Raw genomic sequence first — 24,678 nt, 5'->3', positions numbered from 1 at the left:
ATGATTCGCGACATGGAGGCTGTGCTCGACTATTGGCACAGTGTCGAATTCTTCAACAGCTACGATCTCGACGACCAGCTCGAGCAGGCACGCGGGCGCCGGCAGAACACGATCTGCGTGCGCGCCGACGCGACGGCGCGCGAAAGCTGGGAAGCCGCGGCCGGGCGAGCGGGGGCGCTGTACCTCGTCCCGTTCGACGTGTCGCTCGCGACACGGTTGATCGAAGCGCATGTCGCCGAGCGCTCGACGGCGCGCAGCGCCATCGAGCGGATTCGCGACGAGGAGATGGCGCCCGAGGGGCTGACGTGCTTCGCGAAACTCGCGATCGGCGCGGGCGGTCGCTCGAGCGGTGACGCGTTGAGCGTGTCCGCGTTGCCGTGGGCGCTTGGACGGCTGCGCGACGGCGAGCTGTCCGACCTCAACGCCGCGGCGTTCGACGCGCATGCGGCCACGCTCAAGAGCGATGTCGACGCGTTGCTCGGCGGCGGCACGATCGTCATCGATTGCGACGTGCTGGCTGCAATGGCTGCACGTCTGCAGGCCTGGGCGGGGCTGGCGCCCAAAGACGGGCTGCTCGCGTGGATGGTGGTCGAGTCTTCCGATCGGAGTCGTCCGACGCGCCAGCTGCGCGATGCGCGCGTGCCGGCCGGCACGGTCGCGCCGAGCGCCGCCGACGAGCCCGCCGCACCATCGGACGCCGATACCGATACCGACGAGGACGATACTGCAGCCGGGCTGCCGATTCTGAACAGTTTCTACGTGCGCGATCTGGCGGACGCGCGCCGGCTACTGCGCGCGCCTGCGCCGCCGCGCGCACTGATCGCGTATCTGGCGACGCACGATGCGGCGAAAACGGATCTCGATGCGTATCCGGCCGGGCAGCGCGAAATCGTCGATGCGCTGCACCCCGCGCACGGCGTCGCGGGACGCTGGCCGTCTCCGCCGGCGCACGTGCAGTCTCTGATGCAGCAGTATTCGCTGAACAAGATGAAGACGTTGGGCGTCGGCGAATTGCTCGCGGTCAACGGGCCGCCCGGCACCGGCAAGACGACGATGCTGCGCGATCTGATCGCGCATCTGGTCGTGGCGCGGGCGAGCGTGCTGGCGGCGTTGCCGGACTGGCGCGCCGGCCTGTCGGGGACGGTCGTCGAGGCGGACGTCGGGACGAAAACGTATCGGGTTCCCGCACTCGCGCCTGCGTTGACGGGCTACGAGATCGTCGTCGCATCGACGAACAATGGAGCGGTCGAGAATCTGTCGCTCGAACTGCCGCAGCGTCGCCATCTCGATCCGGACCTTCGCGAGCGACTGTCTTACTTCGGTCCCGTCGCAACGAAGTATGCCGGCAGCCGGGCAGGGAAGCCGTGGCAGTTGTCCGAGCCGGTGTGGGGGCTCGTCGCCGCGGCACTCGGCAAGCGCGCGAACGGCCGGCGATTCAGCAACGTCTTCAGTCAGTATGCGGCCACGCCTGCCGACAAACCGCAGGACGCGATCCTGTCGAGCAAGGACGTCGATTTTCCGAGCTGGGAGGCCGTGGGCGCGATGACGTACTGGCGCTACCGCAGCCAGTGGCGTGCCGGCGCGGTCGCGCGCGTGCCGTTCGACGTCGCGCAGCAGAATTTCCTGGCCGCACAGCGTACCTTCGACGCCGCGCGCCGCGAACTCGAACGGCTCGACGCGCGGCTCGATGCGATCGAGCAGGCGTGGCCGAAAGTGGTCGCCTGCTGTGCCGACCTCGCGCCGTTCGATCGTTGCATACTGACATCCCAGCGCGAGACGCTCGATGCTCGTATCGAGCGTCTCGATCGCGAGGCGCTGCAGTTCGAGCGCCAACTCGGTCCGTCGTGGTTGCGGTGGTTGTCGAAATGGCTGCGGCGCGACGCCTACCGCGGCTGGCGCGCCGCCACCGATGCTGCACTCCTGCTGCGCAACGTTCGCGACGACTTGCGCGAAGCCGAGCAGATTCACGCGAAGTACGACGTGCCGCTATGGAACGGCGCCGATCTCGCACGCGGTGCGGAAGTCGAGCGCGCGAGCAGCCAGAAACATGCGTTCTGGCAAGGCGCGGTTATCAACGTATTGAGAAACGAACTCTTCGTTGCGGCGATGGCCTTGCACGAAGCGTTCTTCCTGACCGTCCACGCGGAAAAGCCGGCCTTCGACGAGCTCGTCTACGCCTTGTCCAATCAGCTGTCGCGACCGCCGACGCGCGGCGCAAACACACTGTGGCAATGGTTCTTCATGCTGACGCCCGTCGTGTCGAGCACGTTTGCATCGATTCGGCGGCAATTCGCCGGCGTCGATGCGGAGGGACTCGGCTGGCTCGTGATCGACGAGGCTGGACAGGCCGTGCCGCAGGCCGCGGTGGGCGCGTTGATGCGTGCGCAACGCATCGTCGTCGTCGGCGATCCGCAGCAGATTCCTCCTGTCGTCACGCAGTCCACGCAACTGCTCGCGAACCTCGGCGAGCACTGGCTCGGCGAACTGCGCGCGCGGTATGCGGTCGACCGTCAGTCCGTGCAGACGCTGGCCGATCGCGTCTGCGCGTTCGGCGTCAGGCATCCGACGATGCCGGACCGGTTCATCGGTGTGCCGCTGATCATTCATCGGCGGTGTCACGATCCGATGTTCGATATCGCAAACGCGATCGCTTACGGCGGCCGCATGCTGCACGAGCGGAAGATGCGGACGACTGACGTCTGTTTGCCGGCACCGCATCCCGCGCTCGGCCCGAGCGCCTGGTGGGACGTGCGTGCGGTGGCCGATGCGGAGTCGAAGTACGTGCCGGAGCAGGGCGAGCGCGTGTTCGATGCGCTGGTCCGGCTATTCGTGCAGTCGGCGGACACGACCGACGCGATGCCCGATGCGTTCGTCATCACGCCGTTCCGGCAAGTGAAGCGCGGTCTCGTCGAACGGCTCGGCGATCGCGATCGTTGGACGCGGGCGCTTGCCGGAACGGGAAAGCGCGTGCCGGCCGATCTGACGGACTGGATCCGTAAGTGTGTCGGTACCGTGCATACGTTTCAGGGCAAGGAGAGCGAAATCGTGTTTTTCGTGCTCGGCTGCGATCGACGGCATGAAGGCGCGATGAACTGGGCTTCGGCGGAAGCAAATCTGCTGAACGTTGCCGTCACGCGCGCGAAGTCCTATCTCTACGTGATCGGCGATGCGACGCTCTGGGGAGACAAACCGTACTTCGACGTCGCGCTGAATCGGCTGACGCGCAACGCGCAGCACATCGAGCGTTGCGCGGCGGCCGGTTGATGACGCACTCGCGCGCGTCGAGCGGAGAGACGCGAGCTGCATTGGGCCGCGGCGTGCGCTGCGGCACGCAGCACGGGCTGCCACACCCAACAAAAAAGGCCCTCACGGGCCTTCGTCAACCGAACTGACGCAGCCTACCGCGTCAGCTCGCTGAACCCGTCCAGCAGCCGCTCGACGTCGGCCGCTTCGATCGCGCCCATCGTCGAGATGCGGAACAGTTCCTTCGACAACCCGCCTTGCCCCGCGTAAATCACGAAGCCGCGCGCCTTCAGCCCGTCGTGCAGCGCTTCATACGCGACGCCTTGCGGCAGCCGGTATGCGCGCAGCACGACCGACGACGCGCTTTCCGGCAGCACGAGCGGCATCCCGCGTGCGGCGAGCCCGGCCTGCGCCTGATCGGCGAGCGCCTTGTAGCGCGCATGACGCGCGCGCCAACCGCCCGCTTCGTCGAATTCGCGCAGCGCCTCGACGAGCGCGTAATACGCGTGCACGGACGGCGTGAACGGCGTGTTGCGCTGATCCTGCAGCTTCGCGAGACGGCCGAGGTCGAGATAGTAGGTGCGGCTCGCGGCGTTCGCGAGCGCGCTGCGGCGCACGATCACGAACGCCGCGCCCGGCACGCCGTGCAGGCACTTGTTGGCAGTCGCGGCGACGGCATCGATGTCGCCGCCCGCAAAATCGATCGCTTCCGCGCCGAAGCTGCTGACGCCGTCGACGAGCAGCTTCACGCCGCGTGCACGACAGACGCCGGCGATCGCGCCGAGATCGTTCAGGCGGCCGGTCGTCGTCTCGTGATGGATCACCGCGACGTGCGAGTAGCCGCCTGCATCGAGCCGCGCGGCGATCTGCGCGAGATCGGGCGCCTGCATCCATTCGTGCTTGAGCACGTCGTGTGCGATCCGGTACTGCGTCGCGATCTGCGTGATGCGTTCACCGTACACGCCGTTCTCGATCACGAGCAGCTTGCCGTCCTTCGGCACGAGCGCGGCGATCATGCTTTCGACGGCGGCCGTGCCCGAACCGGTCATCAGCACGGCAGTCCATTCGGCCGGATCGAGTTCGTATGCGGCGACGAGACGCGCACGCGCCTCGTCCTGCAGATCGAAGAATTCGCTTTCGCGATGGCACAGGTCCGGTTGCAGCAGGCTGCGGCGCACGCGTTCGGTCAGCGTGACCGGGCCAGGGTTCAGCAGCAGCATCAGTGGGCTCCTTCAGGGGCTTCGGTCAGGGCGGCGGCGCCGATGTGGCGCATCAGGCGCGTCTTCACGTCGACCGGCGTGACGGTCGGCCGCGGCAGCCCGTCGGGCACGCCCGTGCGGATCGCGAGCCGCACGAACTGTGCGCCGTCGGTGCACGGCGCAGCCAGCGCCGCATCGAGCACGTCGAGCGTGTCGCCTTCGACTGCACTCGCATAGCCGCACGCGGCCGCGACGCCTGCGAACGACACATGCTGCGACACGGTTGCCTGGCCGCCGGTCGATTCGTGCGCGCCGTTGTCGAGCAGCACATGCGTGAGGTTCGACGGGCCGTACGTGCCGAGCGTCGCGAACGCACCCATGCGCATCAGCGCGGCGCCGTCGCCGTCGACGGCCACCACGCGCAGATCGGGCCGCGCCAGCGCGAGGCCGAGCGCGAGCGGCGTCACGCAGCCCATCGAGCCGACCATGTAGAGCTGGTTCGGCCGATCGTCGAGCGCGTACAGCTCGCGGCCGCAGAAACCGGTAGAGGCGAGCACGACGGTCGAGTCGACCGGCGTATGCGCGATCACGCGCTGCAGCGCGTCGTGACGCGTCGGCCATGCATCGGGCGACGCCGCACGCGACGACGACCGTGCGGCGACATGCGTGCGCGGCTGCGGGGCCGGATTCGCCTTCAGCTCATATGGCGCGACGCTGCCTTTCTGCATCACGAGTGCGTACGGGCGACCCGTCGCGTCCATGTGCGCGATCGCGCGGTCGAGCGCCGGGCCGACCTGTTCGGGGTCGGTCGGGAACGTCTCCCACGGGATCTCCATCGTGTCGAGCATCGCGGGCGTGATCGGCCCCATCAGCGCGTGCTGCGGCTCGTCGGCGACGCCCGGCTGGCCGCGCCAGGTGACGATCAGCAACTGCGGCAGGCGGAACGTCCACGTGAGCGACGTGAGCGGGCTGACGGCGTTGCCGAGCCCCGAGTTCTGCATCATCGCGATCCCGCGCTTGCCGCCGAGCGTCGCGCCGGCGATCAGCGCGACGGCGTCGCCTTCGTTCGCGGCCGACAGGTAGTGCAGCGTCGGGTCCTGCAGCACGTAGTTGATGAACGGCGTCAGGTACGAGCAGGGCACGCCCGCGTACCAGTCGAAGCCGCGTGCGCGTGCGGCCTCGACGAACTGGGCCGCTTCGATCATTGCGCGCCTCCGTTGCCGGCGCCCGGTTCGGACAGCGGCGTTTGTCCATGCGCGAAGTCGCCCGCGCGGCGGAAGTCTTCGAGATCGTTGACGCCGCGCCAGTGGCCGTGCACGTACTGCACCTCGATCTTCTCGCCGGCGTCGATCAGCGCGTTGAGCAGCGCGGGGATGTCGAGCGTGTCGAAATCGGCGCGTGCCTGCAGCGTCGCGAGCATCGCCTTCAGGCGCTCGACGCCGGCGCCGCGCACGTTCAGCAGCCCGATCCAGCGGCCGTGCGGCGTGCCGGCGGCGGCATCGCTCGACACGCGCTGGAGCAGCACCTTCTGGCCGAACAGCCCGCGGTCGTCGGCGGCCGAGCAGAACGCGAAGTCGCGCACGCTCTGGTTGGTCGGCTCGGTCAGCGACGAATCGACGACGACGCTGAACTCGGCCTCGCTTTCCGCGAGATCGCGCAGGATGTAGCTGCGGAACAGCAGGTCGCCGTACGAGATCACGGTGTCGCCGGTCAGGCGCTCGGCCGCGCAGGCGAGCGATGCGAGCTCGCCCGTTTCGGCGTGGCGTTCGTTGACGACGAGCTTGATGCCCGACGTGTCGATCGCATCGGCGCGATAGCCGCCGACCACCGTGATGTCGTTCACGCCGTGCTTCTTGAAGCCGTCGACGAGCCAGCGCAGCAGCGGCTTGCCGGCAACGGGCAGCATCACCTTCGGCTTGTCCTCGGTGACGGCTTCGAGCCCCTTGCCGCGGCTCGCGGCGAGCACGACCGCCGCGTTCGACGCGCGCGACGACGACGACAGGTAGATGCGCTCGGCGGCCGAGTATTCGTCGGCGTCCTGCAGACGGAAGATCTCGTTGACCGACGCGACGCGATCCTCGACGTTGATCAGCGTTTCGCTCTCGTGGATCTCGCGCGCGACGGCCTGCATCGCCGACGCCGACGCGCGGATCAGATGGTTCGCCCAGATCACGGTGCTGATGCCGGCCTGGCGGAACACGTCGGTCGGCGTGCTGTAGTACTTGGTCGGCACGATCACGAGCGGCGCCTTGCCGCTCCATTCGCGCGCGAACTGCAGGATTTCGTCGGGACGCGACAGCTTGCTGTGGATCAGGATCGCGTCGGCGCCGGCTTCCGCATAGGCGTTCGCGCGGCGCAGCGCCTCGTCCATGCCCCAGCCCGCGATCAGCGCTTCGACGCGCGCGACGATCGAGAAGTCGGGGTCGCTTTGCGAATCCTTGCCGGCCTTGATCTTGCCGCAGAATTCGTCGATCTCGGCGAGCGGCTGGCGCTCGCCGTCGATGAAGCTGTTCGTCTTCGGGAACTGCTTGTCCTCGATGCAGACGCCGGCGATGCCGCGCTGCTCGAGCTTCTTCACGAGGCGGCGCACGTTGTTGAAGTTGCCGTAGCCGGTGTCGCCGTCGAGCAGGATCGGCAGATCGCTCGCGTCGGCCATGAATTCGAGCACGTCGACGACCTGCGTCCAGCTCGCCTCGTTGTTGTCGCGTACGCCGAACTGCGCGGAGATCGCGAGGCCGGACGCCCAGATGCCCTTGAAGCCGGCTTCGCGCACGATGCGTGCGGACAGGCCGTTGTGGGCTTCCATCAGAAATTCGAGCTCGTCGCTGACGAGCATGCGGCGCAGGCGTGCGCTGCGCGATTCGGTGAAGTTGGGTTCGCGTGCATTCATCGTGCGGCTCCCGCAGTGGTGCGTTGAATCAGGGGGAGGACGTCCTGCGCGGCGCGCGCGACGTCGTTCGGGAAATCGATTTCGATCCAGGGCGCGCCCGTGACGTCGGCGACGTCGAACGTGTGGCCGCCTTCGAGCAGCAGGTCGCGCACGGCTTCTTCATGCGGCATGTTGGCGCGGCCGCTGTCGACGTAGCCCGCGACGATCGTCGCGAGGCGGCGCGCGGTGCCTTCGGTGAAGCGGAAGAAGCCGACCGACTCGCCGATCGTGTCGTAGTCGAGGTCGACCGCGAGCTGCTTGCGCAGCTCGACCGGCACGCCGTTCTTCAGGCACAGCTTGACGGGCTCGTCGCCGGCCTCGAAGTCGCGGTCGATCAGCAGGCGGTCGACCGGCTTGTCCGCATCGGCCACGAGCGCGTGGAGAATGCTGTCGTCGTAGAGCACGTCGGCGTCCATGAGCAGCACGTCGCCGCCGCGCGTCATCGCATCGGCGACGGTATGCACGGTCAGCACGCTGCCGAGATCGTAGCGCTCGTTCAGCACGATCTCGGCGCGACGGCCGAGACGCTGCAGTTCCTGCTCGACCTTCTCGGCCTGGAAGCCGAGCCCGAGCACGATTTCGTCGACGCCGACGGCATCGAGCAGGCGCAGATGACGCTCGAGCAGCGACACGTCGTCGAAGCGCAGCAGGCACTTCGGAAACTGCGCTTCGGGCGGTTGTTGCAGGCGCAAGCCGAGGCCTGCCGCAAGAATGATGGCTCGCATGGGTTCTCCAACCAAAATGCCGGCGGATCGGTGCGTGGACCGGTCAGTCGGCGAGCGGCTGCGGCGCACGGCGCCGCTGCCAGTTTCTTTCACTGAAATGCAGATAGAGCAGGCCGGGCAGGCCGAGCGCGAGTTCGCGCGCGCGTTTCGCGAGCGACAGCGCGAGCGCCGCGTCGGGCGGCAGACCGACGAGCGGCGCGAGGAGCAGGTAGCCGCCTTCCTGTGCGCCGAGCGAGCCGGGGATCGCGAAGGCCGCGCCGCGGATCGCCTGACCGACGCTTTCGAGCAGCAGTGCGTCGAGCCAGCCGACCGGGTGACCGAGGAAGTGCAGCGCGAGCCACACCTCGACGGTGCCGACGATCCAGCCGGCGAGGCTCAAGGCGAAGGTCTGCGCGACCTTCGCGCGATCGCGGTACAGCGCGCCGACCGCATCGTCGATCGCGTCGGCGCGCGTCGCGAGCGACGACCAGTCGCGCGGGCCGAGCAGCTTCGACGCGAGCCGCAGCCCGTGTCCGAACAGCCCGCGCCGCTGCGCCGCATAGAACGCGACCGCGAGGCCGCCGAGCACGCCCGTCGCGATCAGCGCCGGCGTGCGCAGATAGGCAACCGAATCGTGCGTCGCATAGAGGCTGAACGCGGCGATGCCGATCAGCGCGAACGCCATCTGCGCGAGCGCCTGCATCGTCGTGCTGACCGTGATCGCGGCGGCCGAGTCGGCCATGCGCGTGCCGCGCTGCGCGAGATGGCGCACCATCAGCACCGGGCCGCCGATCTGGCCGGCCGGCAGCAGGCTGTTCACCGATTCGCCGACCCAGCGCGCGCGCAGCGCGTTGCCGAGATCGGCGCCCGGCTGGCCGCGGCGGAACATCACCGAAATCGCGCCCGCGTCGATCGCGAGCGGCACCACGTGGAATGCCGCGACGAGCGCGAGCCCCCAGCCGGCCGCGAGCAGCGTCGACGCGACCGCGCCGACGCCCTGCCACGCGAGCAGTGCGATGAACAACGCCGTCCCGAGGGACAGCAGAATCAGGCCCGCGCGCGTCATGACCCCGTCGAGCGCCGCGGCGCCAGCTGCTTGAAGACCTGACGGAAGCCGAAATACGCGATCGCGTCCTTCATGTTCGAGATGAAGCGCTTCCACGGCCGCATGCCGGGGTTCGTCACGTATTCGAAAGTCAGCGACACGCGAATCTCGTCCTGGCCGAGCGGCGTGATGCGATGGCGCAGCTTGTCGCCGTCGAACAGCACGATGCCGCCGTCGGCAATCTGCACGGAGCCCGGTTCGTCGGGCACGTTCGGATTGCGCGTGTGCAGTTCGTAGTCGAGCCGGCACGACGATTCGTCGATCACGCCGATCAGCAGCGTATAGCGGCGGCCGTCGTAGTACGAGGTGTCGTAGTGCCAGCCGATGTGGTCGCCCGGCTTCGTGTAGTAGTAGAGCGCGTACGCGTGCGGGTCGTCGTCGGGCGACAGCATCAGCTTGTCGCCGGTGATCTGTTCGAGAAAGCCGATCAGCGCCTTCGAGCGGTACAGCTCGGCGATGTACGGCGCCTGCTCGTCGATCGTGTGCCGGCTCACGCTGCCGCCCTGCTTGTGGCCGGGCAGGTAATTGCGGTTCAGGCCGGCCTGCAGCGCGCGGGCGGCGTCGGCGAGTTTCGCGTGCGCCTCGGGCGGCAGGAACGTGTCGAGGTACAGGAACGAGCCCTGGCGCGTGTAGTCGCTGCGCAGGCGCTCGAGGTCGAGGCGGCCGACGCTGGCGGCCACGGTTCGATCGGGGTCGGAGACGGCCGCGCGCGCGGGCGCGGGACGTGCCTGAGCCAGCACGGAATCGTCGCGCGTGCTAGGAGTCATTTGGAAGCCTGGATTTCGGTTGAATTCTGCGGAACGTTGCCGCGCCTGACGATGCGCCACCAGTCGATGACGACCCACGCGGCGAACAGCGGCGCGCCGATCGACGCCGCGAGCAGGAACGGCTCGACGCCGTCGGTCAGCGTGACGAGCGGCAGCAGATACAGCACGTCCTCGGTTTCGAAGCCGCCGACGAACGCCTGCCGCGTGCCGGCCTTGCCGGCGAACGATTCGATGCGCATCCGCAGATAGAAGATCAGCGCGATCGCCGCGCCGGCCGCCGCGCCGAGCAGCACGGGCGACGCGGCCATCCGGCCGCCTTGCGCGACGATCCCGACGCCCATGCTGACGAACAGCGCGATCGTCACGAGCGCGTCGGCGGCGAGGTCGTAAAAATGACCGATCTTGCTCGACTTGCCGCTGATGCGCGCGAGCTCGCCGTCGGTATGGTCGACGAAGTTCGACAGCACGATCAGGAACGCGCCCGCGTTGCTCCAGCCGAAACCGCCTTGCGCCAGGCACCAGGCGCCGGCGAGGCCGATCAGCAGACGGACGGTAGTGAGGTGATTCGGGGTGACCGGCGTGTCGACGAGCGGCCGGACAAGCGAGCGCGCGAGCCGCGCATCCCAGGTGCGCGGCAGGGGTGGCTCGGAGCGTGTTGCGGTTTTTCTGTGGTCCATCGGCGAAATATATACGGATTTGTAATTTGTTGCTTTTTATTCATTCAATGTCCCGACATGTGCGAGTGTTACCGTGTATTGCGCACAACGCGCGCCGCCGGCCGGACCCGCACGGCGCGCGTCCGAAACGTTGACCTGGATCAGACCCGAAAAATGTGCGCCGAGCACAATCGGTCTGCCGCGCGCCTGTCACAGATCGGCCGCCGGATATCCGGCAAATTCGGGAAGGTTGTTTTGCATCCGGTGGATATTTCAGGGCGACGCGGTCTGCGATACTCCGGCCGTGCCTGTGGTGCCGGCCGCCCAACGCGGCCCCAAGGGCTTCACGTCGCTCAGGAGACACCCCCCGCGACGTCAACGACAGACCGAAACGCGTCAGAAATCCCACCCATGACTTCATCACGCATCCTCGCTCCCGCGCTGCGTTCGCTCGTCCGCACTGCCGACCAGGCCGCCGCGCTGATCCGTCCCGGCATGACCGTCGCGATGAGCGGTTTCACCGGCTCGGGCTACCCGAAGGCCGTGCCGGCCGCGCTCGCCGCCCAAATCGAGGCCGCCCATGCGCGCGGCGAAGACTTCCGGATCAACGTGCTGACCGGCGCCTCGACCGCGCCCGAACTCGACGGCGCGCTCGCGCGCACGAACGGCATCTCGATGCGGCTGCCGTACCAGTCCGACCCGACGCTGCGCGACAAGATCAACGGCGGAGAAGTCGACTACCAGGACATCCACCTGAGCCACGTCGCGCAGTACGCATGGTTCGGGCTATTTGGCGAGCTGGACGTCGCGATCGTCGAAGTCGCCGGCATTCGCGAGGACGGACTGCTGATTCCGTCGGCGTCGGTCGGCAACAACAAGACGTGGCTCGAACAGGCGAAGCACGTGATTCTCGAGGTCAACGCACGTCAGCCGCTCGGCCTCGACGGGATGCACGACATCTATTACGGCACCGCGTTGCCGCCGAACCGCAAGCCGATTCCGCTGACGAAAAGCGACGACCGCATCGGCGAGCCGTATCTGCGCTGCCCGGCCGAGAAGATCGTCGCGATCGTCGAGACCGACGCGCCCGACCGCAGCAACGCGTTCTCCGCGCCGGACGACACGTCGAAGCAGATCGCCACGCGCCTGATCGACTTCCTGCGCCACGAAGTGAAGCGCGGGCGTCTGCCCGCGAATCTGCTGCCGCTGCAGTCCGGCGTCGGCAACATCACGAACGCGGTGCTCGCCGAACTGAGCTCGGCCGGCTTTTCCGATCTGACCGCGTACACGGAAGTGATCCAGGACGGCATGCTCGATTTGCTCGCGGACGGCACGCTGCGTTTCGCATCGGCGACCGCGCTGTCGTTGAGCCCGCCCGCCGTGCAACGCTTCGCCGACCAGATCGCGATGTTCCGCGAGAAGATCCTGCTGCGGCCGCAGGAGATCAGCAACCATCCGGAGCTCGTGCGCCGGCTCGGCTGCATCGCGATGAACGGCATGATCGAGGCCGACATCTACGGCAACGTGAACTCGACGCACGTGATGGGCACGAAGATCCAGAACGGCATCGGCGGCTCGGGCGACTTCGCGCGCAACGGCTATCTGTCGTGCTTCATGTCGGCGAGCACCGCGAAGGGCGGCGCGATTTCGCGGATCGTGCCGATGGCAAGCCATGTCGACCATACCGAGCACGACGTCGCCGTGGTCGTCACCGAGCAGGGCCTCGCCGATCTGCGCGGGCTCTCGCCGAAGCAGCGCGCACGCAAGATCATCGCGACCTGCGCGCATCCGGACTACCGGCCGATGCTCGAGGACTACTTCGAGCGCGCGTCGCACGAGAGCTTCGGCAAGCACACGCCGCATCTGCTCGCCGAAGCGCTGTCCTGGCACGAGCGCTTCGTGCGTACCGGCACGATGAAGGCCTGATCGCGCCGCACCCGGCGCGCACGCGGCGTCAGTCCATCGCCGCGTGCGCGACGTCGACGTCCGCGCCCTTGCGCGGCGGCCGGATCGGCAGCAGCAACGGAATCATCAGCAGCGTCGCGACGAACATCGGCTTGAAATCGTTGAGGTACGCGATCATCGCGGCCTGCTGGTTGATCGTGCGGTCGAGCAGCGCCATGTCGAGGTGGCTGCCGGCCATGGCCTGCACGAGCGCTATACGCTGGTCCGGCTGCTCGGCCGCGTGCGGCACAACCTGATCGACTCCGGCGGCGACCGAGTGCCGTCCGCGACTTCCGCCTGCTAGGCGGCGAGCGCGAGCGCCGCGAGATAGAGCCCGACACCATACGACAGATGCGCGACGAGGCTGCGCCGCCGTGCGACGGCCGGCTGCGGCGTGCGTGATGCCGCGATGCCGAACCCGAGCGCCGGCTGCATCACGAGAAACGGTGCGGCGACGCTGACGAGTCCGGCCGCGAGTGCGGGCGCGAGCGTCGGCGTGTCGACCCAGTGCGGTCCGGCGAGCGCGATCGGCAATCCCGCGAACGCGATGCCGGTCGCGTAATGCGCGGCCCAGCCGAGCGCGCGCTCGCCGCGCAGCGGCGCGGCGGCCGCGATCGACGCGTGCCGGAAGCGTCCGTGCGCCATATGGCCGAGCCAGCGGCCGACCAGCGCGAGATCCAGCGACGGCACGCCGAACACGTGCCGACACAACAGCGCCCACAGATCCATCACCAGCGTCGCACCGACACCGATTGCCGCGATGTGCAGCAGCAGGGCGGGCGCGCTCATCCTGCACCTCGTCCGGATCGAGCGAGGCGGGCGGCGCGGCATCGCGCACGCGTCGGCGCGCAGTCGCGGCGCGCGGCAGGCAGCGGGCAAGTGGGCTTCATCGGTGGTCGTGCTTGTCGTCGTGGATCGCGGCGGCTATCTTGCAACTTCAAGCTCACTTGAGGTCAAGCATGGGACGACTGGATATCGCCGAGGTCGCGCGGCGCACGGGCCTGCCTGCGTCGACGCTGCGTTTTTACGAGGAAAAGGGGCTGATCGAGCCGACCGGGCGCGCCGGGCTGCGGCGCCAGTACGACGAGTCGGTGCTCGAGCGGCTCGCGTTGATCGCGCTCGGCCGCGAGGCCGGTTTTTCGCTCGACGAGATCGTCGCGATGTTCGGCGCGGACGGCCGCCCCGCGATCGACCGCGCGAAGCTCGAGGAGAAGGCCGACGCGATCGATCGGACGATCCGTCGGCTCGCGGCCGTGCGCGACGCATTGCGCTACGCGGCGTCGTGTCCGGCGCCGAGCCATCTCGAGTGTCCGTCGTTCCGGCAGTTGATGCGCGTCGCCGCGCACCGGCATCCTGCGCATCGCGCGAAGACCGAGCGCGCTTAGTGCGGGTGGGGCGTGTGGGCGTGTGCGGGTCAGCGCGTGTAATACGCGCGGCACTCCATCTCGCGCCCGCGCACGATGCGTTTGCCGACGAGCGCGCCGAGCGTTTCGGTGACGACGATGCGCTGATGTTCGCGCTGCAGCGCGTCGTAGAAGTAGAGCGCGACCCAGTTCATCGTGCGGCCCGACGCGCATGCGGGCGCGCCGGACGCACAGAGCGCGGTGAAGTGCCAGCCGCCTTTCGTCATGTGCATCACCGGCGAGCGTACGTCGCTGTCCAGGTGCGCGCGCGTCGATGCGAGTGCCGGCAGCGTGCCGGCTGCCGCCTGACGGCGATACAGACGGTCGACGTACAGCAGCAATTCGACGGGTGGCTCCGCGCCGAGGCCGGCATCGTCGAGGCGGCCCTGCCAGCGGCGGCGGCGCGTGAGCACGTCGTCGAGCGCCGCGCGGATGCCGGCCGCCCGACGCGGGCCGACGCCCGCGATCGTTTCGAGCCGGCCGCTGCGCGCGGCGCTTTCGAGTGCCTCGAGCGTATCGATATGCAACACGTCGTGAATCCGCAGCGCGAGCGAGCGGCCGATGCCGGGCACCGCTTCGAACGCGGACGCGCGTTCCGGATCGCCGCGCAGGCGTTCGAGCTGACGCCAGCGTCCGGTGACGAGCCACTCCGCGATCGCCTGCGCGACGCCCGCGCCGATTTCGGGTATCGCGGCCAGCGCCTCGACGCCGCCCGCGTCGAACAGCGTGCGCGCACCGCCATCGAGCGCATCGACCGCGTCGGCCGCCGCACGATACGCGGCGACGCGGTACGGATTGGCCCCCTGATCGGCGAGCCGCAGCGCCGCCTCGCGCAGGCAAGCCGCGATCTGCCGGTTTTCGTCGTGCGTCGGGTTGCTGCGCGTCGACATCGCGAGTGACCTCGGAAGGCACCAACGGAGGCGGGCGCGCGGCCGCGCGCCCGGTCCTTCGACGATTGTCGCGGTGCGTGTCGAACGGCGATTGACGTGCATCAATGGCAAACGTTGCACGTTGCCGGACGCGCGCCGCGTACGACGATTATGCGTCGAGAAACGCGTGTGCGCCTTCGGCTTCGGCGGCCGTGCGCAGCGCGGCGAGCGCGCGCTTCTCGATCTGGCGCACGCGCTCGCGAGACATCCCGGCATCCTTCGCGATCGCGTCGTAGGTGTCCGGCTCGGTGCCGCCGAGACCGAAGCGCCGGCGCAGCACGTCGGCCTCGGCCGGCGTGACCGAACGCAGCAGCGATCGCACGCATTCGCGCATGCGCGCGCCGGCCAGCTGTTCGAACGGGCTCGCGGATGTTTCGTCCTCGATCAGGTCGACGAGGCCGGTGTCGGCGTCCGGCAGCGGCGTGTCGAGCGAGACCGGCTCGGCCGGCAGCGCGAGAATCGCGCGCAGCTTGTCCTCCGCCAGGCCGGTTTCGGCCGCGAGTTCGGCCGGCGTCGGCTGACGGCCCGTGCGCTGACGGAAGCGCAGCGCTTGCCGCCGCACGCGCTGATGCTGATCGCCGACGTGGACGGGCACGCGGATCGTCCGCGCGCGGTCCGCGACCGCACGTGCGATCGCCTGCCGGATCCACCAGGTCGCATACGTCGAAAACTTGAATCCGCGCCGGTATTCGAACTTCTCGATCGCGCGCATCAGCCCGATGCAGCCGTCCTGCACGAGGTCAGACAGATCGACGCCGCGGTTCAGGTACTTGCGCGCGATCGACAGCACGAGCCGCAGATTTGCCTCGAGCATCGCGCGCGTCGCGTCGCGCACCTTCTGCTGGCCGTCGTTCAGTGCCGCGACCAGTGCGCGGCGCGCAACGGCGTCGAAGCACGCGGCGTCCGCGCCGGCGATCGCGCGCGCCGCGTCGTCGCGCGACGCGGCCGCAAGCGCGCGTACGACGCGGCTTGCGTCGTCGACGGCCGATGTGACCCAGGTCAGCGCGCCGAGCTCGGCCGCGAGACGATCGCGGGCGTCGCGATAGGCGCTCGATCGGCAGCCGTGCGCATGCAGCGCGCGCCGCACGTCGGCGAGGGCATCGCGTACCGCGTCGAAGCGGGCGGTTGCCGGTGCGTCGGCGCTGTCGTTCGCATCGTCCGCGTCGTCCGCGTCGCCGTCGCTGCGGTCGGGCGCGCTCGCCGCCGTCGTGCCGATGCGCGCCAGCAGCGCGTCGACCGCCGGCGGACAACCGGCGAGCGCATGCAGCATCTGGTGGCGCCCGGTTTCGAGCTCGCGCGCAAGCGCGATTTCGTCTTCGCGCGTGAGCAGCGGCACTGCGTGCATGCGACGCATGTACAGCGCGAGCGGATCGGTCGACGCGCTCGCGCCGCGCGCGAGATCGCCGAGCAGCGCGCGACCCTCTTCGAGCGCGTCGCGATCGACGTCGACCGCGGGCGCGGCCGCGAACGGCGGCGGCGCGGCCGGCTCGTCGAGCACGGTGATCCCGATGTCCGCGAGCGCGGCGCGCACGACATCGAGCGCATCGGGGCTGTCGCTTTCGGGCGGCAGCGCGTCGACGAGATCGGCGTGCGTCAGATAACCCTGCTCGCTGGCCAGCGCGAGCAGCTGGATGATCGGATCGAGGGGCGTGTCCGCCCGGGACGTGGGGCGTGGCGTAGTCATGTCGATGGCGGCGCGGGCCGCGTTCCTTGTGAGGCGGACCGAGGCCCGCCGGTTGGGGGCCGCCGGGTGTTCGCGAACGCCTGTTCGTTCACGCCGGCCGGCCCGACTGTATTCAACGTGAGGGCATTCGCCTGGACTTCAACGTCGGCCCGGCACACGCGCGAGCACGCGCCGTACCCGCGGCGCGCGCTACTGCCGGCGACGGGCGCAATCCGCGTGCGGCCGCGCCACGCGGGGCGCGCCGCGCGGCGCCGTGAAACAAACAGTAACGGATCATACCCGCGGAAATCTGCAGGGGACGTAAGCTAGAGTCAGGCGCGCCGCCGATGCGGCGCACGAATGGATGCCGGAGTACCCGATGAGTCCCGTTTCCGCCGCAAGGCCGGGCGTCGTCGCGCTGGTCGCGCTGACGCTCGGCGGCTGCTACTACACCAGTCCCTACGGCTATGCGCCGTATTACACGCCGGTGCCGGCCGTGGCATCGCAGCGCGAAGTGCCGGTTGCGCCGGCGGCTTCCGCTGCTGCTGCGCCGCCGCCCGCGTCGTCGTCCGATGCCGCGGGCGCCGCCACGTACGACACCGCTGTCGTGCCGGCACCCGTGTACGTCGCGCCGGCCTACGTGCCGTACCCGTATTACTACCCTGCGTACTATCCGGCCTGGTACGGGCCGCCGGTCGCGATCGGCTTCGGGTTCTGGGGACACTGGGGCGGCGGCCATTGGCGCGGCGGCGGCGGTCACTGGGGCCGCCCGTGGGGCGGCGGACACGGGGGCGGCCATCGGCACTGACGCGCGGCCGCGCCGCGGGAGAGCAACATGAAAAAGACGATTGTCGGCGGCCTGTCCGCCATTGCGTTTGCGCTGGCTGCCGTACCGGGCGTCGCGCATGCGCAGGGCGATGCCTATACGAACGCGCCGGCCGAGCTGTTCGCCGGGCCGGCGCCCGACTATCCGGTCGTCGCGGAGCTGCCGCCCGGCACCGCGCTCGACGTGTTCGGCTGTCTGAGCGACTACACGTGGTGCGACGTCGCGCTGCCGGGCGTCCGCGGATGGATCGACGCGCAACTGCTCGACTATCCGTACCAGGGCAGCTACGTGCCGATGCTCGAGTACGGCGCGATGATCGGCGTGCCGATTACGGGCTTCGCGATCGGCGCGTACTGGGATCGCTATTACCGCAACCGGCCGTGGTATCACGACCGCGATCGCTGGATGCATCGTCCGGAACCGAGGGTCGGCCCGGGCGGCTTCCCGCCTGCGCGCGGGCGCCCCGAGCCAGGCGGGCCCGTGTTGCAGCCGCCGGCGCCCGGTGCGGCGCCGCACGATGCGCGTCCGTCGGCGACGCGCGGCGGCTGGAACGGTGCGGTGCGTGGGCCGGCGCCTGCGCCTGCGCAGCATCAGGCTCCCGCGCAGGGGCTTCCGCCGGTTCTGCGTCCAGCGCCGGCACCCGCGCCTTCACCGGCGCCCGCGCCGAACATGTCAGGCAACGGCCGCGCGCCGGGGTTGCCGCCCGTTCTTCGGCCACAGGGCGCGCCGGGCGGCGGCGCACCCGCGATGCAGCCGCGTCAGGGCGGCGGTGGCGGTCATCAGCAGGGCGGCGGCGGGAACGCGGGCGGCGGTCGTGGCGGGGGCGGGGACGAGTTCCGTCATTGAGCGCGTGCGGCAGCGTGCGCGAATGGCCGAGGGCGGTGAAAAGCGGGGACGTCGGCGGATTACGTGGACACCGCTTGCTCGCTCGTTGCGGCGCGTCATCCCGAGGCAACATTTAAGCGTGCCTTGGACGGACAACACTCGCTCGCTCCCACAGATCCGAATGCTTCCCCTCCCGTCGGAAAGCGTGTCCTTCGATTGAAGCGGTGACAACAAGCGGTGCCCGGGGCGCCGCTTGCCCGCCCGCACACGGATCGCGCATCCGGCATCGCTGGGAGCCTAAAGCACACGCGACGCTCAAAGATCCCCGCGCACTTCACCGGTTCCCAGCGCATTGCGCTGTCGATTGACTTCCGCCCACAGCGCATCGCTGTCGTCGTTGCGCAGCACGATCATGCAGTCCAGCTGATCGTCGGTCACGCCGAAGTAGTCGAGGATTTCGCGGCGCATCGCATCGATGAACGCCGCGTATTCCGGCGTTGCCTGCGCTTGCGCGTGCAATGCGTCGTATTCCGCATCGTCCGCGCCGCCGCCGTGCTCGTCGATATAGCGCGAGATCCACTCGTCCCGCTCGCGGTCGTAATCGGCCTCGGCGCGCATCGCCTGCACGGCCGTGTAGAAATCCAGTTGCGCAAAAGCCGCGATCGCTGCCGTGGTCGCGTCGTCGAATGTCGTCGTCATGCCATCGATCAAGTGGGTCGTCGACCGTCGATTTTAGCGCGTGCGATCGCTTCGAGACGCTTTAGCGCTGCGGCGCATCGAACAGCTTGTCGAACGGATCGACCTGGGCCATCAGGCCTTCCTCGAGTCCGTCGATGGCATGTTGAAGATCGCTTCCCAGCGCGTCGACCGACGCGTAGCGGTAGGCGTCGTCGGACTGCTTCCAGTTGACGTGTTGGCTCAGAATCGCCTCGTAGGTGTCGCTCTTGAACATCACGATGTTGCCGATCGCTCTGCGCGTGTAGGCGTGATAGCGACCGGGCGATACGTAGCCTGTTCCGACGCGAACGAACAGAACCGCATCGCTTCCCTGATAGGGCGCGCCGCTTGCGTGCAACGCGAAATGCTCGTCCGGCTTGATCGTCGGGAGACCCGGCGCAGACGCATCGACTTCCTTGACGGTAAAGCCATGGTTGCGCAGGACCGTCTCGATGCGGTCGGTGAAGCGCCGGTTCAGCCCCGTATCGCCGAATCGGGCGGTGACCAGATCGTTCAGCAAGGTGGGCGAATGATCGTCGCTCTTGCCGAGTTCGGCGTTGACCGCGCCGGCCGCGGTGCCTGCTGCCAGCGCGCCGACCACGCCCGCACCCGGAAGCGGAATGGGGATGTGAACGGGGCCGGACGGCCCGAACGCGATATACACCGGCTTACCGGGATAGACGACCGTCACGGATTTGACGGCCGCCAGTTGTTCGCGATTGACCTCGGAGGTCGTATCGCTGGCATGGCTCGAGATCGAAATCACGAGCATCAACGCGGCGAAGCGCTGCTTGTTGAATAACATGTGCGTCCAATCTCCGTGCCTGTTCGTTGGCTGAAGGTTATGAGACGCACGCGTTAACGGATCGTCCGCGAAAAGCTTGAGCGCGTGCCGGCGGACGACGTGCGGGGGGCGCAGAAGCCTGTCGACGCCGAGCCGATCTTCACGGTGCTGCGACGGCGTTCCCTTGCTATCGGCGACGACACAAAAAAGCCGCTCCGTGGAGCGGCTTCGCAGACCCGCGGGCAGACGCCCGCGAGCCGGCATCAGTCGTCGAGCAGCGAGAGGTCGCGCACGGCGCCCTTGTCGGCCGACATCACGAGCTTCGCGTACGCCTTCAGCGCCGCGGACACCTTGCGCGGCCGCGGCTTCGCCGGCTTCCAGCCCTTTGCGTTCTGCTCCTCGCGACGGCGCGCCAGTTCCTCGTCCGACACCAGCACGTCGATCGTGCGGTTCGGGATGTCGATGCGGATCTTGTCGCCGTCGCGCACGAGACCGATCGCGCCGCCGGCCGCCGCTTCGGGCGAGCAGTGGCCGATCGACAGACCGGACGTGCCACCCGAGAAGCGGCCGTCCGTCAGCAGCGCGCACGCCTTGCCGAGACCCTTCGACTTGATGTAGCTGGTCGGGTACAGCATTTCCTGCATCCCCGGGCCGCCCTTCGGGCCTTCGTAGCGGACGATCACGACGTCGCCGGCCTTCACCTTGTCGTTCAGGATGTGCTCGACCGCTTCGTCCTGCGATTCGGTCACGTGCGCGGTGCCTTCGAAGACGAGGATGCTCTCGTCGACGCCGGCCGTCTTCACCACGCAGCCGTCGAGCGCGATGTTGCCGGTCAGCACCGCGAGCCCGCCTTCCTTCGAGAACGCGTGCTCGTACGAGCGGATGCAGCCTTCGGCGCGATCGAGGTCGAGGCTCGGCCAGCGCGTGTCCTGGCTGAACGCGACCTGCGTCGGGATGCCGGCCGGGCCGGCCAGATAGAACTTGCGGACCGCCTCGTCCTGCGTACGGACGATGTCCCACTGATCGAGCGCGTCCTTCAGCGTCGGTGCGTGCACGGTCGGCACGTCGGTGTGCAGCTTGCCGGCGCGATCGAGTTCGCCGAGGATCGCCATGATCCCGCCGGCGCGATGCACGTCTTCGATGTGGTACTTGTTCGTGTTCGGTGCGACCTTGCAAAGCTGCGGAACGACGCGCGACAGGCGATCGATGTCCTTCATCGTGAACGCGATCCCTGCTTCCTGCGCGACCGCGAGCAGGTGCAGGATCGTGTTGGTCGAGCCGCCCATCGCGATGTCGAGCGTCATCGCGTTCTCGAACGCCTTGAAGCCGACCGAGCGCGGCAGCACGCGCTCGTCGTCCTGCTCGTAGTACTGGCGCGTCAGTTCGACGATGCGGCGGCCGGCGCGCTTGAACAGCTGTTCGCGATCGGCGTGCGTCGCGACGACCGTGCCGTTGCCCGGCAGCGACAGGCCGAGTGCTTCGGTCAGGCAGTTCATCGAGTTCGCGGTGAACATCCCCGAGCACGAGCCGCAGGTCGGGCAGGCGGAGCGTTCGACTTCGGCGACGTCGGCATCCGAGTAGGACTGGTCGGCTGCGATCACCATCGCGTCGACGAGGTCGAGCTTCTTCAGCTCGACGGTCTTCGTGACGGGGTTCGCGAGGCGCGTCTTGCCGGCCTCCATCGGGCCGCCCGACACGAAGATCACCGGAATGTTCAGGCGCATCGCGGCCATCAGCATGCCCGGCGTGATCTTGTCGCAGTTCGAGATGCAGACCATCGCGTCCGCGCAGTGCGCGTTGACCATGTATTCGACCGAGTCGGCGATGATGTCGCGGCTCGGCAGCGAATAGAGCATCCCGTCGTGACCCATCGCGATGCCGTCGTCGACGGCGATCGTGTTGAATTCCTTCGCGACGCCGCCGGCGGCTTCGATCTCGCGCGCGACGAGCTGGCCGAGATCCTTCAGGTGCACGTGCCCGGGCACGAACTGCGTGAACGAGTTGACGACGGCGATGATCGGTTTCTGGAAATCGTCGTCTTTCATGCCGGTGGCGCGCCACAGCGAGCGCGCGCCCGCCATGTTGCGGCCGGCGGTGGAGGTTTTGGAACGGTATGTGGGCATTGTGGTTGCTGAAGAAAGATCGCGGAAAAGGGTGGGGGCACGGGATTGAGGCCCCTCGCGCGCCCGTGCGAACAACCTCTTGAGCTGCGCCCTGGGCAAACCCGGCGATTATCCCACAGGCGCCGCGCGGGTGGGGGGCGGCGGCCCGCGCCAGCCCGCCCGCGCCGCCGCCAGCCGCCAGCCGTTCAGTCGAGCAGCGCGACGATTTCGTCGTACAGCGCGCGCGGGATGCGCACGCCGTTCGCGATGCTGCGTGCGCGCGCATCGAAGCGCCGCTGCGACGGCAGCCGCGCACCCTGCGCGACGATCGAGTCGAACATCCGCTCGCCGCGCGCGAGGCCCGCGTCGAGATCGTCGCCGAGGAACACCTTCGGATCGAACGCGATCACGAGCTCGCCGTGGCACGGCGTCGCGCCGACGCCTTCGTCGAAGTCCATCGATTCGCGGCTCGTCAGGTCGCCGATCAACGCGCCGCCGAGCAGCTCGACCATCGCCGCGAGTGCCGATCCCTTGTGGCCGCCGAACGTGCGCATCGCGCCCTGCAGCGCGGCTCGCGGATCGGTGGTCGGCCGGCCTTGCGCGTCGATCGCCCATTCGGGCGGGATCGGCTTGCCTTGCTTCGCGTGCAGCTCGATGTCGCCGCGCGCGATCGCACTGGTCGCGAAATCGAACACGAACGGCATGCCGCTCGGCCGCGGCCACGCGAACGCGATCGGGTTCGTGCCGAATACCGGCTCCTTGCCGCCTTCCGGCGCGACCCAGCTGTGACTCGGATTCATCGCGATGCCGACGAGCCCTTCCGCCGCGATGGCCTCGACCTCAGGCCAGAGCGCGGAGAAGTGATAGCAGCGGTTGATCACCATCGCGGCGATCCCGTGCTGCTTCGTCATCTGGACGAGCACGGGCAGGCCCGTCTCGAAGCTCAGCAGCGAGAAGCCGCGATGGGCGTCGACGGCGACGATCGACGACGAGAGCCGCCGCAGCGTCGGCACCGCCTGCGGATCGACCTTGCCCTTGCGCAGCGAGCGCACGCAGACGAGCAGCCGGTAGACGCCGTGCGAGTGGCACTCGTCGCGCTGGCCTTGCGTGATGACGTTCGCGATCGCGCGCGCATGCGCGTCCGACAGCCCGTGATGCGTGAGCACGCGCAGCGCGAGCGCGTGCACTTCATCGAGCGACAGGACGACGGCGTCGATCGGCTCAGCCATTGCGCGCCTCGCGCGGCATCGGCACGCCATCGATGCGTTGCGGCACGTTCAGCGGATTCGCATCGCGGATCGCGTCGGGCAGCAGCGCGTCCGGCACGTCCTGGTACGAGACGGGGCGCAGAAAGCGCTCGATCGCGCGTGCGCCGACCGACGTCGTGCGCGTGTCGGACGTCGCCGGGAACGGACCGCCGTGCACCATCGCGTGCCCGACTTCGACGCCGGTGCCGAAACCGTTGACGAGTATGCGCCCGGCCTTGCGCTCGAGCGTCGCGCGCAGCGCGGCGAACAGCGGCGCGTCGCCGTCGGCGAGGTGCGCGGCGATCGTCAGCTGGCCTTCGAGCGACTTGAGCACGCGATGCAGCGTTTCGGCGTCCGGGCAGCGGACGATCAGCGACGCGGGGCCGAACACCTCGTCGCGCAGCGCGCGGTGTGCCATGAACGCGTCGGCCGACGTGGCGAACAATGCGGCGCGCGCCTGATGACGGCCGCCTTCGGCGCCTTGCGCGAGCGATTCGACCGCTTCGTGGTCGCTCAGCGCGGCGACGCCGCGCGCGTAGCTCGCGTGGATGTGCGGCGTCAGCATCGTCTGCGCGGCGGCCGCGCGAACGGCGCTCGCGGCGGCCGCTTCGAATGCCCGCAGCGCGGGGCCGTCGACCGCGAGCACGAGGCCCGGATTTGTGCAGAACTGACCGGCGCCGAGCGTCAGCGACGCGACGAACTGCTGCGCGATCGCATCGTGTCGCGCATCGAGCGCGGCCGGCAACAGCAGCACCGGATTGATCGAGCTCATTTCCGCGTAGACGGGGATCGGCTCGTGGCGCGCGGCCGCGATATGCATCAGCGCGACGCCGCCGCCGCGCGAGCCGGTGAAGCCGACGGCCTTGATGCGCGGATCGGCGACGAGCGCCTGACCGATTTCGCGCGACGCGTCGAACAGCAGCGAGAACACGCCGGCCGGCAGACCGCATTCCTGCACGGCTTGCTGGATCGCACGGCCGACCAGTTCCGACGTGCCGGGGTGCGCGGAGTGCGCCTTGACGATGACGGGGCAGCCGGCGGCCAGCGCCGATGCGGTATCGCCGCCGGCGACCGAAAACGCGAGCGGGAAGTTCGACGCGCCGAAGACTGCAACCGGCCCGATCGCGACATTGCGCAGGCGCAGATCGACGCGCGGCAGCGGCTTGCGATCGGGGCGCGCGGGATCGATGCGCGCGTCGAGAAAGCCGCCGTCGCGCACGAGCGACGCGAACAGCGCAAGCTGGCCGACCGTGCGGCCGCGTTCGCCCTCGACGCGTGCGCGCGGCAGCCCCGATTCGGCGACGCAGCGTTCGATCAGTGCATCGCCGAGCGCCATGATGTTGCGGCCGATCGCGTCGAGAAACGCGGCGCGCGCGTCGAGGCTCGTTTCGCGATAGAGGTCGAAGGCGTCGTCGGCGAGCGCGCAGGCCGTCTCGAGGTCCTGCAGGCTTGCGCCGCCGAACGCCGGTTCGAGCGGTTCGCCCGTTGCGGCGGCGATCGCGTGGAAGGTGCCGTTCTGTCCGGCGACGGCCGACCGGCCGATCAACAGCTGACCTGTGAGTTGCATGGTTCTCCTCGGAAAAATGCAGGGCCGGGCGCGATCGCCCGGCCGGCGGATGATGGGAAAGGCGCGCG

The 24,678-nt window shown here is 68.9% G+C and carries 20 protein-coding genes and 1 pseudogene; 5 read left to right on the top strand and 16 right to left on the bottom strand.

The features are described 5' to 3' along the window. The first annotated feature begins 12 nt into the window (after window positions 1-12). Window positions 13-3,264 carry a DEAD/DEAH box helicase gene (locus tag BCR55_RS17315; protein WP_254661849.1) on the top strand — a complete coding sequence of 1,084 codons (3,252 nt, stop codon included), beginning with the start codon at window positions 13-15 and terminating at the stop codon, window positions 3,262-3,264. A 134-nt stretch (window positions 3,265-3,398) separates the two neighbouring features. On the opposite strand, the gene BCR55_RS17310 is transcribed toward BCR55_RS17315, so the two are convergent. From BCR55_RS17310 to BCR55_RS17280, 7 genes are read right to left on the bottom strand one after another with little or no spacing between them, the layout of a single operon-like run. Beyond that, on the bottom strand, window positions 3,399-4,463 hold the full coding sequence (locus BCR55_RS17310) for a 2-aminoethylphosphonate aminotransferase (RefSeq protein WP_059936619.1): 1,065 nt from the start codon (window positions 4,461-4,463) through the stop codon (window positions 3,399-3,401). Next, entirely contained in the window at window positions 4,463-5,647 is a 1,185-nt protein-coding gene (aepY, locus tag BCR55_RS17305) for a phosphonopyruvate decarboxylase (RefSeq protein ID WP_059936623.1), read from the bottom strand. Before aepY ends, BCR55_RS17310 begins: the two co-directional genes overlap by 1 nt. Then, window positions 5,644-7,332 carry a phosphoenolpyruvate mutase gene (gene aepX / locus BCR55_RS17300; RefSeq protein ID WP_006403806.1) on the bottom strand — a complete coding sequence of 563 codons (1,689 nt, stop codon included), beginning with the start codon at window positions 7,330-7,332 and terminating at the stop codon, window positions 5,644-5,646. Before aepX ends, aepY begins: the two co-directional genes overlap by 4 nt. Next, window positions 7,329-8,096 (bottom strand): NTP transferase domain-containing protein, encoded by a 768-nt coding sequence (locus BCR55_RS17295; protein WP_006399829.1) that lies wholly within the window; start codon window positions 8,094-8,096, stop codon window positions 7,329-7,331. The genes aepX and BCR55_RS17295 overlap by 4 nt, the downstream gene beginning before the upstream one ends. A gap of 43 nt (window positions 8,097-8,139) precedes the next feature. Then, window positions 8,140-9,141, bottom strand: coding sequence for an HpnL family protein (locus tag BCR55_RS17290; protein ID WP_006403804.1), 1,002 nt, complete (start codon window positions 9,139-9,141; stop codon window positions 8,140-8,142). Beyond that, window positions 9,138-9,947: a 2OG-Fe(II) oxygenase gene (locus BCR55_RS17285; RefSeq protein ID WP_053298658.1), complete on the bottom strand. Its 810-nt coding sequence runs from the start codon at window positions 9,945-9,947 to the stop codon at window positions 9,138-9,140. The genes BCR55_RS17290 and BCR55_RS17285 overlap by 4 nt, the downstream gene beginning before the upstream one ends. Continuing rightward, window positions 9,944-10,624, bottom strand: a complete 681-nt coding sequence (locus BCR55_RS17280) for a CDP-alcohol phosphatidyltransferase family protein (RefSeq protein WP_065495132.1) — start codon at window positions 10,622-10,624, stop codon at window positions 9,944-9,946. Before BCR55_RS17280 ends, BCR55_RS17285 begins: the two co-directional genes overlap by 4 nt. Window positions 10,625-11,014: 390 nt before the next feature. On the opposite strand from BCR55_RS17280, the gene BCR55_RS17275 reads away from it, so the two are divergent. Next, window positions 11,015-12,529 (top strand): acetyl-CoA hydrolase/transferase family protein, encoded by a 1,515-nt coding sequence (locus BCR55_RS17275; protein ID WP_006410897.1) that lies wholly within the window; start codon window positions 11,015-11,017, stop codon window positions 12,527-12,529. 28 nt (window positions 12,530-12,557) lie between these two features. Here BCR55_RS17275 and BCR55_RS17270 read toward each other — a convergent pair. Continuing rightward, window positions 12,558-12,755, bottom strand: a pseudogene (locus BCR55_RS17270) (multidrug transporter); the annotation flags it as partial. Window positions 12,756-12,847: 92 nt separating this feature from the next. After that, window positions 12,848-13,336, bottom strand: coding sequence for a DUF2938 domain-containing protein (locus BCR55_RS17265; protein ID WP_006410895.1), 489 nt, complete (start codon window positions 13,334-13,336; stop codon window positions 12,848-12,850). 170 nt (window positions 13,337-13,506) lie between these two features. Between BCR55_RS17265 and BCR55_RS17260 the strand changes: the two genes are divergently transcribed. Further along, a complete protein-coding gene (locus BCR55_RS17260; RefSeq protein ID WP_006403797.1) occupies window positions 13,507-13,932 on the top strand; it encodes a helix-turn-helix domain-containing protein in 426 nt (141 codons plus the stop codon). Window positions 13,933-13,961: 29 nt separating this feature from the next. Here the strand turns inward: BCR55_RS17260 and BCR55_RS17255 are convergent, their stop codons facing one another. After that, the gene (locus BCR55_RS17255; RefSeq protein ID WP_065495128.1) at window positions 13,962-14,840 is read right to left on the bottom strand and encodes a helix-hairpin-helix domain-containing protein; all 879 of its coding nucleotides are present in this window, start codon (window positions 14,838-14,840) and stop codon (window positions 13,962-13,964) included. Window positions 14,841-14,988: 148 nt separating this feature from the next. Then, the gene (locus tag BCR55_RS17250) at window positions 14,989-16,563 is read right to left on the bottom strand and encodes a sigma-70 family RNA polymerase sigma factor (RefSeq protein ID WP_065495126.1); all 1,575 of its coding nucleotides are present in this window, start codon (window positions 16,561-16,563) and stop codon (window positions 14,989-14,991) included. Window positions 16,564-16,921: 358 nt separating this feature from the next. On the opposite strand from BCR55_RS17250, the gene BCR55_RS17245 reads away from it, so the two are divergent. Beyond that, window positions 16,922-17,350: a hypothetical protein gene (locus tag BCR55_RS17245; RefSeq protein WP_172964949.1), complete on the top strand. Its 429-nt coding sequence runs from the start codon at window positions 16,922-16,924 to the stop codon at window positions 17,348-17,350. Window positions 17,351-17,377: 27 nt separating this feature from the next. Then, window positions 17,378-18,214 carry an SH3 domain-containing protein gene (locus BCR55_RS17240; protein WP_065495124.1) on the top strand — a complete coding sequence of 279 codons (837 nt, stop codon included), beginning with the start codon at window positions 17,378-17,380 and terminating at the stop codon, window positions 18,212-18,214. A gap of 294 nt (window positions 18,215-18,508) precedes the next feature. On the opposite strand, the gene BCR55_RS17235 is transcribed toward BCR55_RS17240, so the two are convergent. The 5 genes from BCR55_RS17235 to BCR55_RS17215 form a co-directional block, all read right to left on the bottom strand. After that, a complete protein-coding gene (locus BCR55_RS17235; protein WP_006399852.1) occupies window positions 18,509-18,892 on the bottom strand; it encodes a hypothetical protein in 384 nt (127 codons plus the stop codon). A 61-nt stretch (window positions 18,893-18,953) separates the two neighbouring features. Continuing rightward, window positions 18,954-19,958, bottom strand: coding sequence for a hypothetical protein (locus BCR55_RS17230; RefSeq protein ID WP_254661848.1), 1,005 nt, complete (start codon window positions 19,956-19,958; stop codon window positions 18,954-18,956). Next, window positions 19,958-21,817, bottom strand: a complete 1,860-nt coding sequence (gene ilvD, locus BCR55_RS17225) for a dihydroxy-acid dehydratase (RefSeq protein WP_035487788.1) — start codon at window positions 21,815-21,817, stop codon at window positions 19,958-19,960. Before ilvD ends, BCR55_RS17230 begins: the two co-directional genes overlap by 1 nt. A gap of 185 nt (window positions 21,818-22,002) precedes the next feature. Next, window positions 22,003-23,025 carry an Ldh family oxidoreductase gene (locus tag BCR55_RS17220; protein WP_035948190.1) on the bottom strand — a complete coding sequence of 341 codons (1,023 nt, stop codon included), beginning with the start codon at window positions 23,023-23,025 and terminating at the stop codon, window positions 22,003-22,005. Beyond that, window positions 23,018-24,610 carry an aldehyde dehydrogenase (NADP(+)) gene (locus BCR55_RS17215; RefSeq protein WP_006411785.1) on the bottom strand — a complete coding sequence of 531 codons (1,593 nt, stop codon included), beginning with the start codon at window positions 24,608-24,610 and terminating at the stop codon, window positions 23,018-23,020. The genes BCR55_RS17220 and BCR55_RS17215 overlap by 8 nt, the downstream gene beginning before the upstream one ends. Window positions 24,611-24,678 lie beyond the last annotated feature (68 nt).

Source organism: Burkholderia sp. CCA53, assembly GCF_001685525.1.
In the GTDB taxonomy this organism is placed as follows: domain Bacteria; phylum Pseudomonadota; class Gammaproteobacteria; order Burkholderiales; family Burkholderiaceae; genus Burkholderia; species Burkholderia multivorans.
This window is presented reverse-complemented; position numbering and strand designations above follow the sequence as displayed.

Bases quoted from the DNA above. Each gene is read 5' to 3' on its own strand.
- BCR55_RS17315 (WP_254661849.1), top strand. From the start codon at position 13: ATGGAGGCTGTGCTCGACTATTGGCACAGTGTCGAATTCTTCAACAGC.
- BCR55_RS17310 (WP_059936619.1), bottom strand. From the start codon at position 4,463: ATGCTGCTGCTGAACCCTGGCCCGGTCACGCTGACCGAACGCGTGCGC.
- aepY (WP_059936623.1), bottom strand. From the start codon at position 5,647: ATGATCGAAGCGGCCCAGTTCGTCGAGGCCGCACGCGCACGCGGCTTC.
- aepX (WP_006403806.1), bottom strand. From the start codon at position 7,332: ATGAATGCACGCGAACCCAACTTCACCGAATCGCGCAGCGCACGCCTG.
- BCR55_RS17295 (WP_006399829.1), bottom strand. From the start codon at position 8,096: ATGCGAGCCATCATTCTTGCGGCAGGCCTCGGCTTGCGCCTGCAACAA.
- BCR55_RS17290 (WP_006403804.1), bottom strand. From the start codon at position 9,141: ATGACGCGCGCGGGCCTGATTCTGCTGTCCCTCGGGACGGCGTTGTTC.
- BCR55_RS17285 (WP_053298658.1), bottom strand. From the start codon at position 9,947: ATGACTCCTAGCACGCGCGACGATTCCGTGCTGGCTCAGGCACGTCCC.
- BCR55_RS17280 (WP_065495132.1), bottom strand. From the start codon at position 10,624: ATGGACCACAGAAAAACCGCAACACGCTCCGAGCCACCCCTGCCGCGC.
- BCR55_RS17275 (WP_006410897.1), top strand. From the start codon at position 11,015: ATGACTTCATCACGCATCCTCGCTCCCGCGCTGCGTTCGCTCGTCCGC.
- BCR55_RS17265 (WP_006410895.1), bottom strand. From the start codon at position 13,336: ATGAGCGCGCCCGCCCTGCTGCTGCACATCGCGGCAATCGGTGTCGGT.
- BCR55_RS17260 (WP_006403797.1), top strand. From the start codon at position 13,507: ATGGGACGACTGGATATCGCCGAGGTCGCGCGGCGCACGGGCCTGCCT.
- BCR55_RS17255 (WP_065495128.1), bottom strand. From the start codon at position 14,840: ATGTCGACGCGCAGCAACCCGACGCACGACGAAAACCGGCAGATCGCG.
- BCR55_RS17250 (WP_065495126.1), bottom strand. From the start codon at position 16,563: ATGACTACGCCACGCCCCACGTCCCGGGCGGACACGCCCCTCGATCCG.
- BCR55_RS17245 (WP_172964949.1), top strand. From the start codon at position 16,922: ATGAGTCCCGTTTCCGCCGCAAGGCCGGGCGTCGTCGCGCTGGTCGCG.
- BCR55_RS17240 (WP_065495124.1), top strand. From the start codon at position 17,378: ATGAAAAAGACGATTGTCGGCGGCCTGTCCGCCATTGCGTTTGCGCTG.
- BCR55_RS17235 (WP_006399852.1), bottom strand. From the start codon at position 18,892: ATGACGACGACATTCGACGACGCGACCACGGCAGCGATCGCGGCTTTT.
- BCR55_RS17230 (WP_254661848.1), bottom strand. From the start codon at position 19,958: ATGCCGGCTCGCGGGCGTCTGCCCGCGGGTCTGCGAAGCCGCTCCACG.
- ilvD (WP_035487788.1), bottom strand. From the start codon at position 21,817: ATGCCCACATACCGTTCCAAAACCTCCACCGCCGGCCGCAACATGGCG.
- BCR55_RS17220 (WP_035948190.1), bottom strand. From the start codon at position 23,025: ATGGCTGAGCCGATCGACGCCGTCGTCCTGTCGCTCGATGAAGTGCAC.
- BCR55_RS17215 (WP_006411785.1), bottom strand. From the start codon at position 24,610: ATGCAACTCACAGGTCAGCTGTTGATCGGCCGGTCGGCCGTCGCCGGA.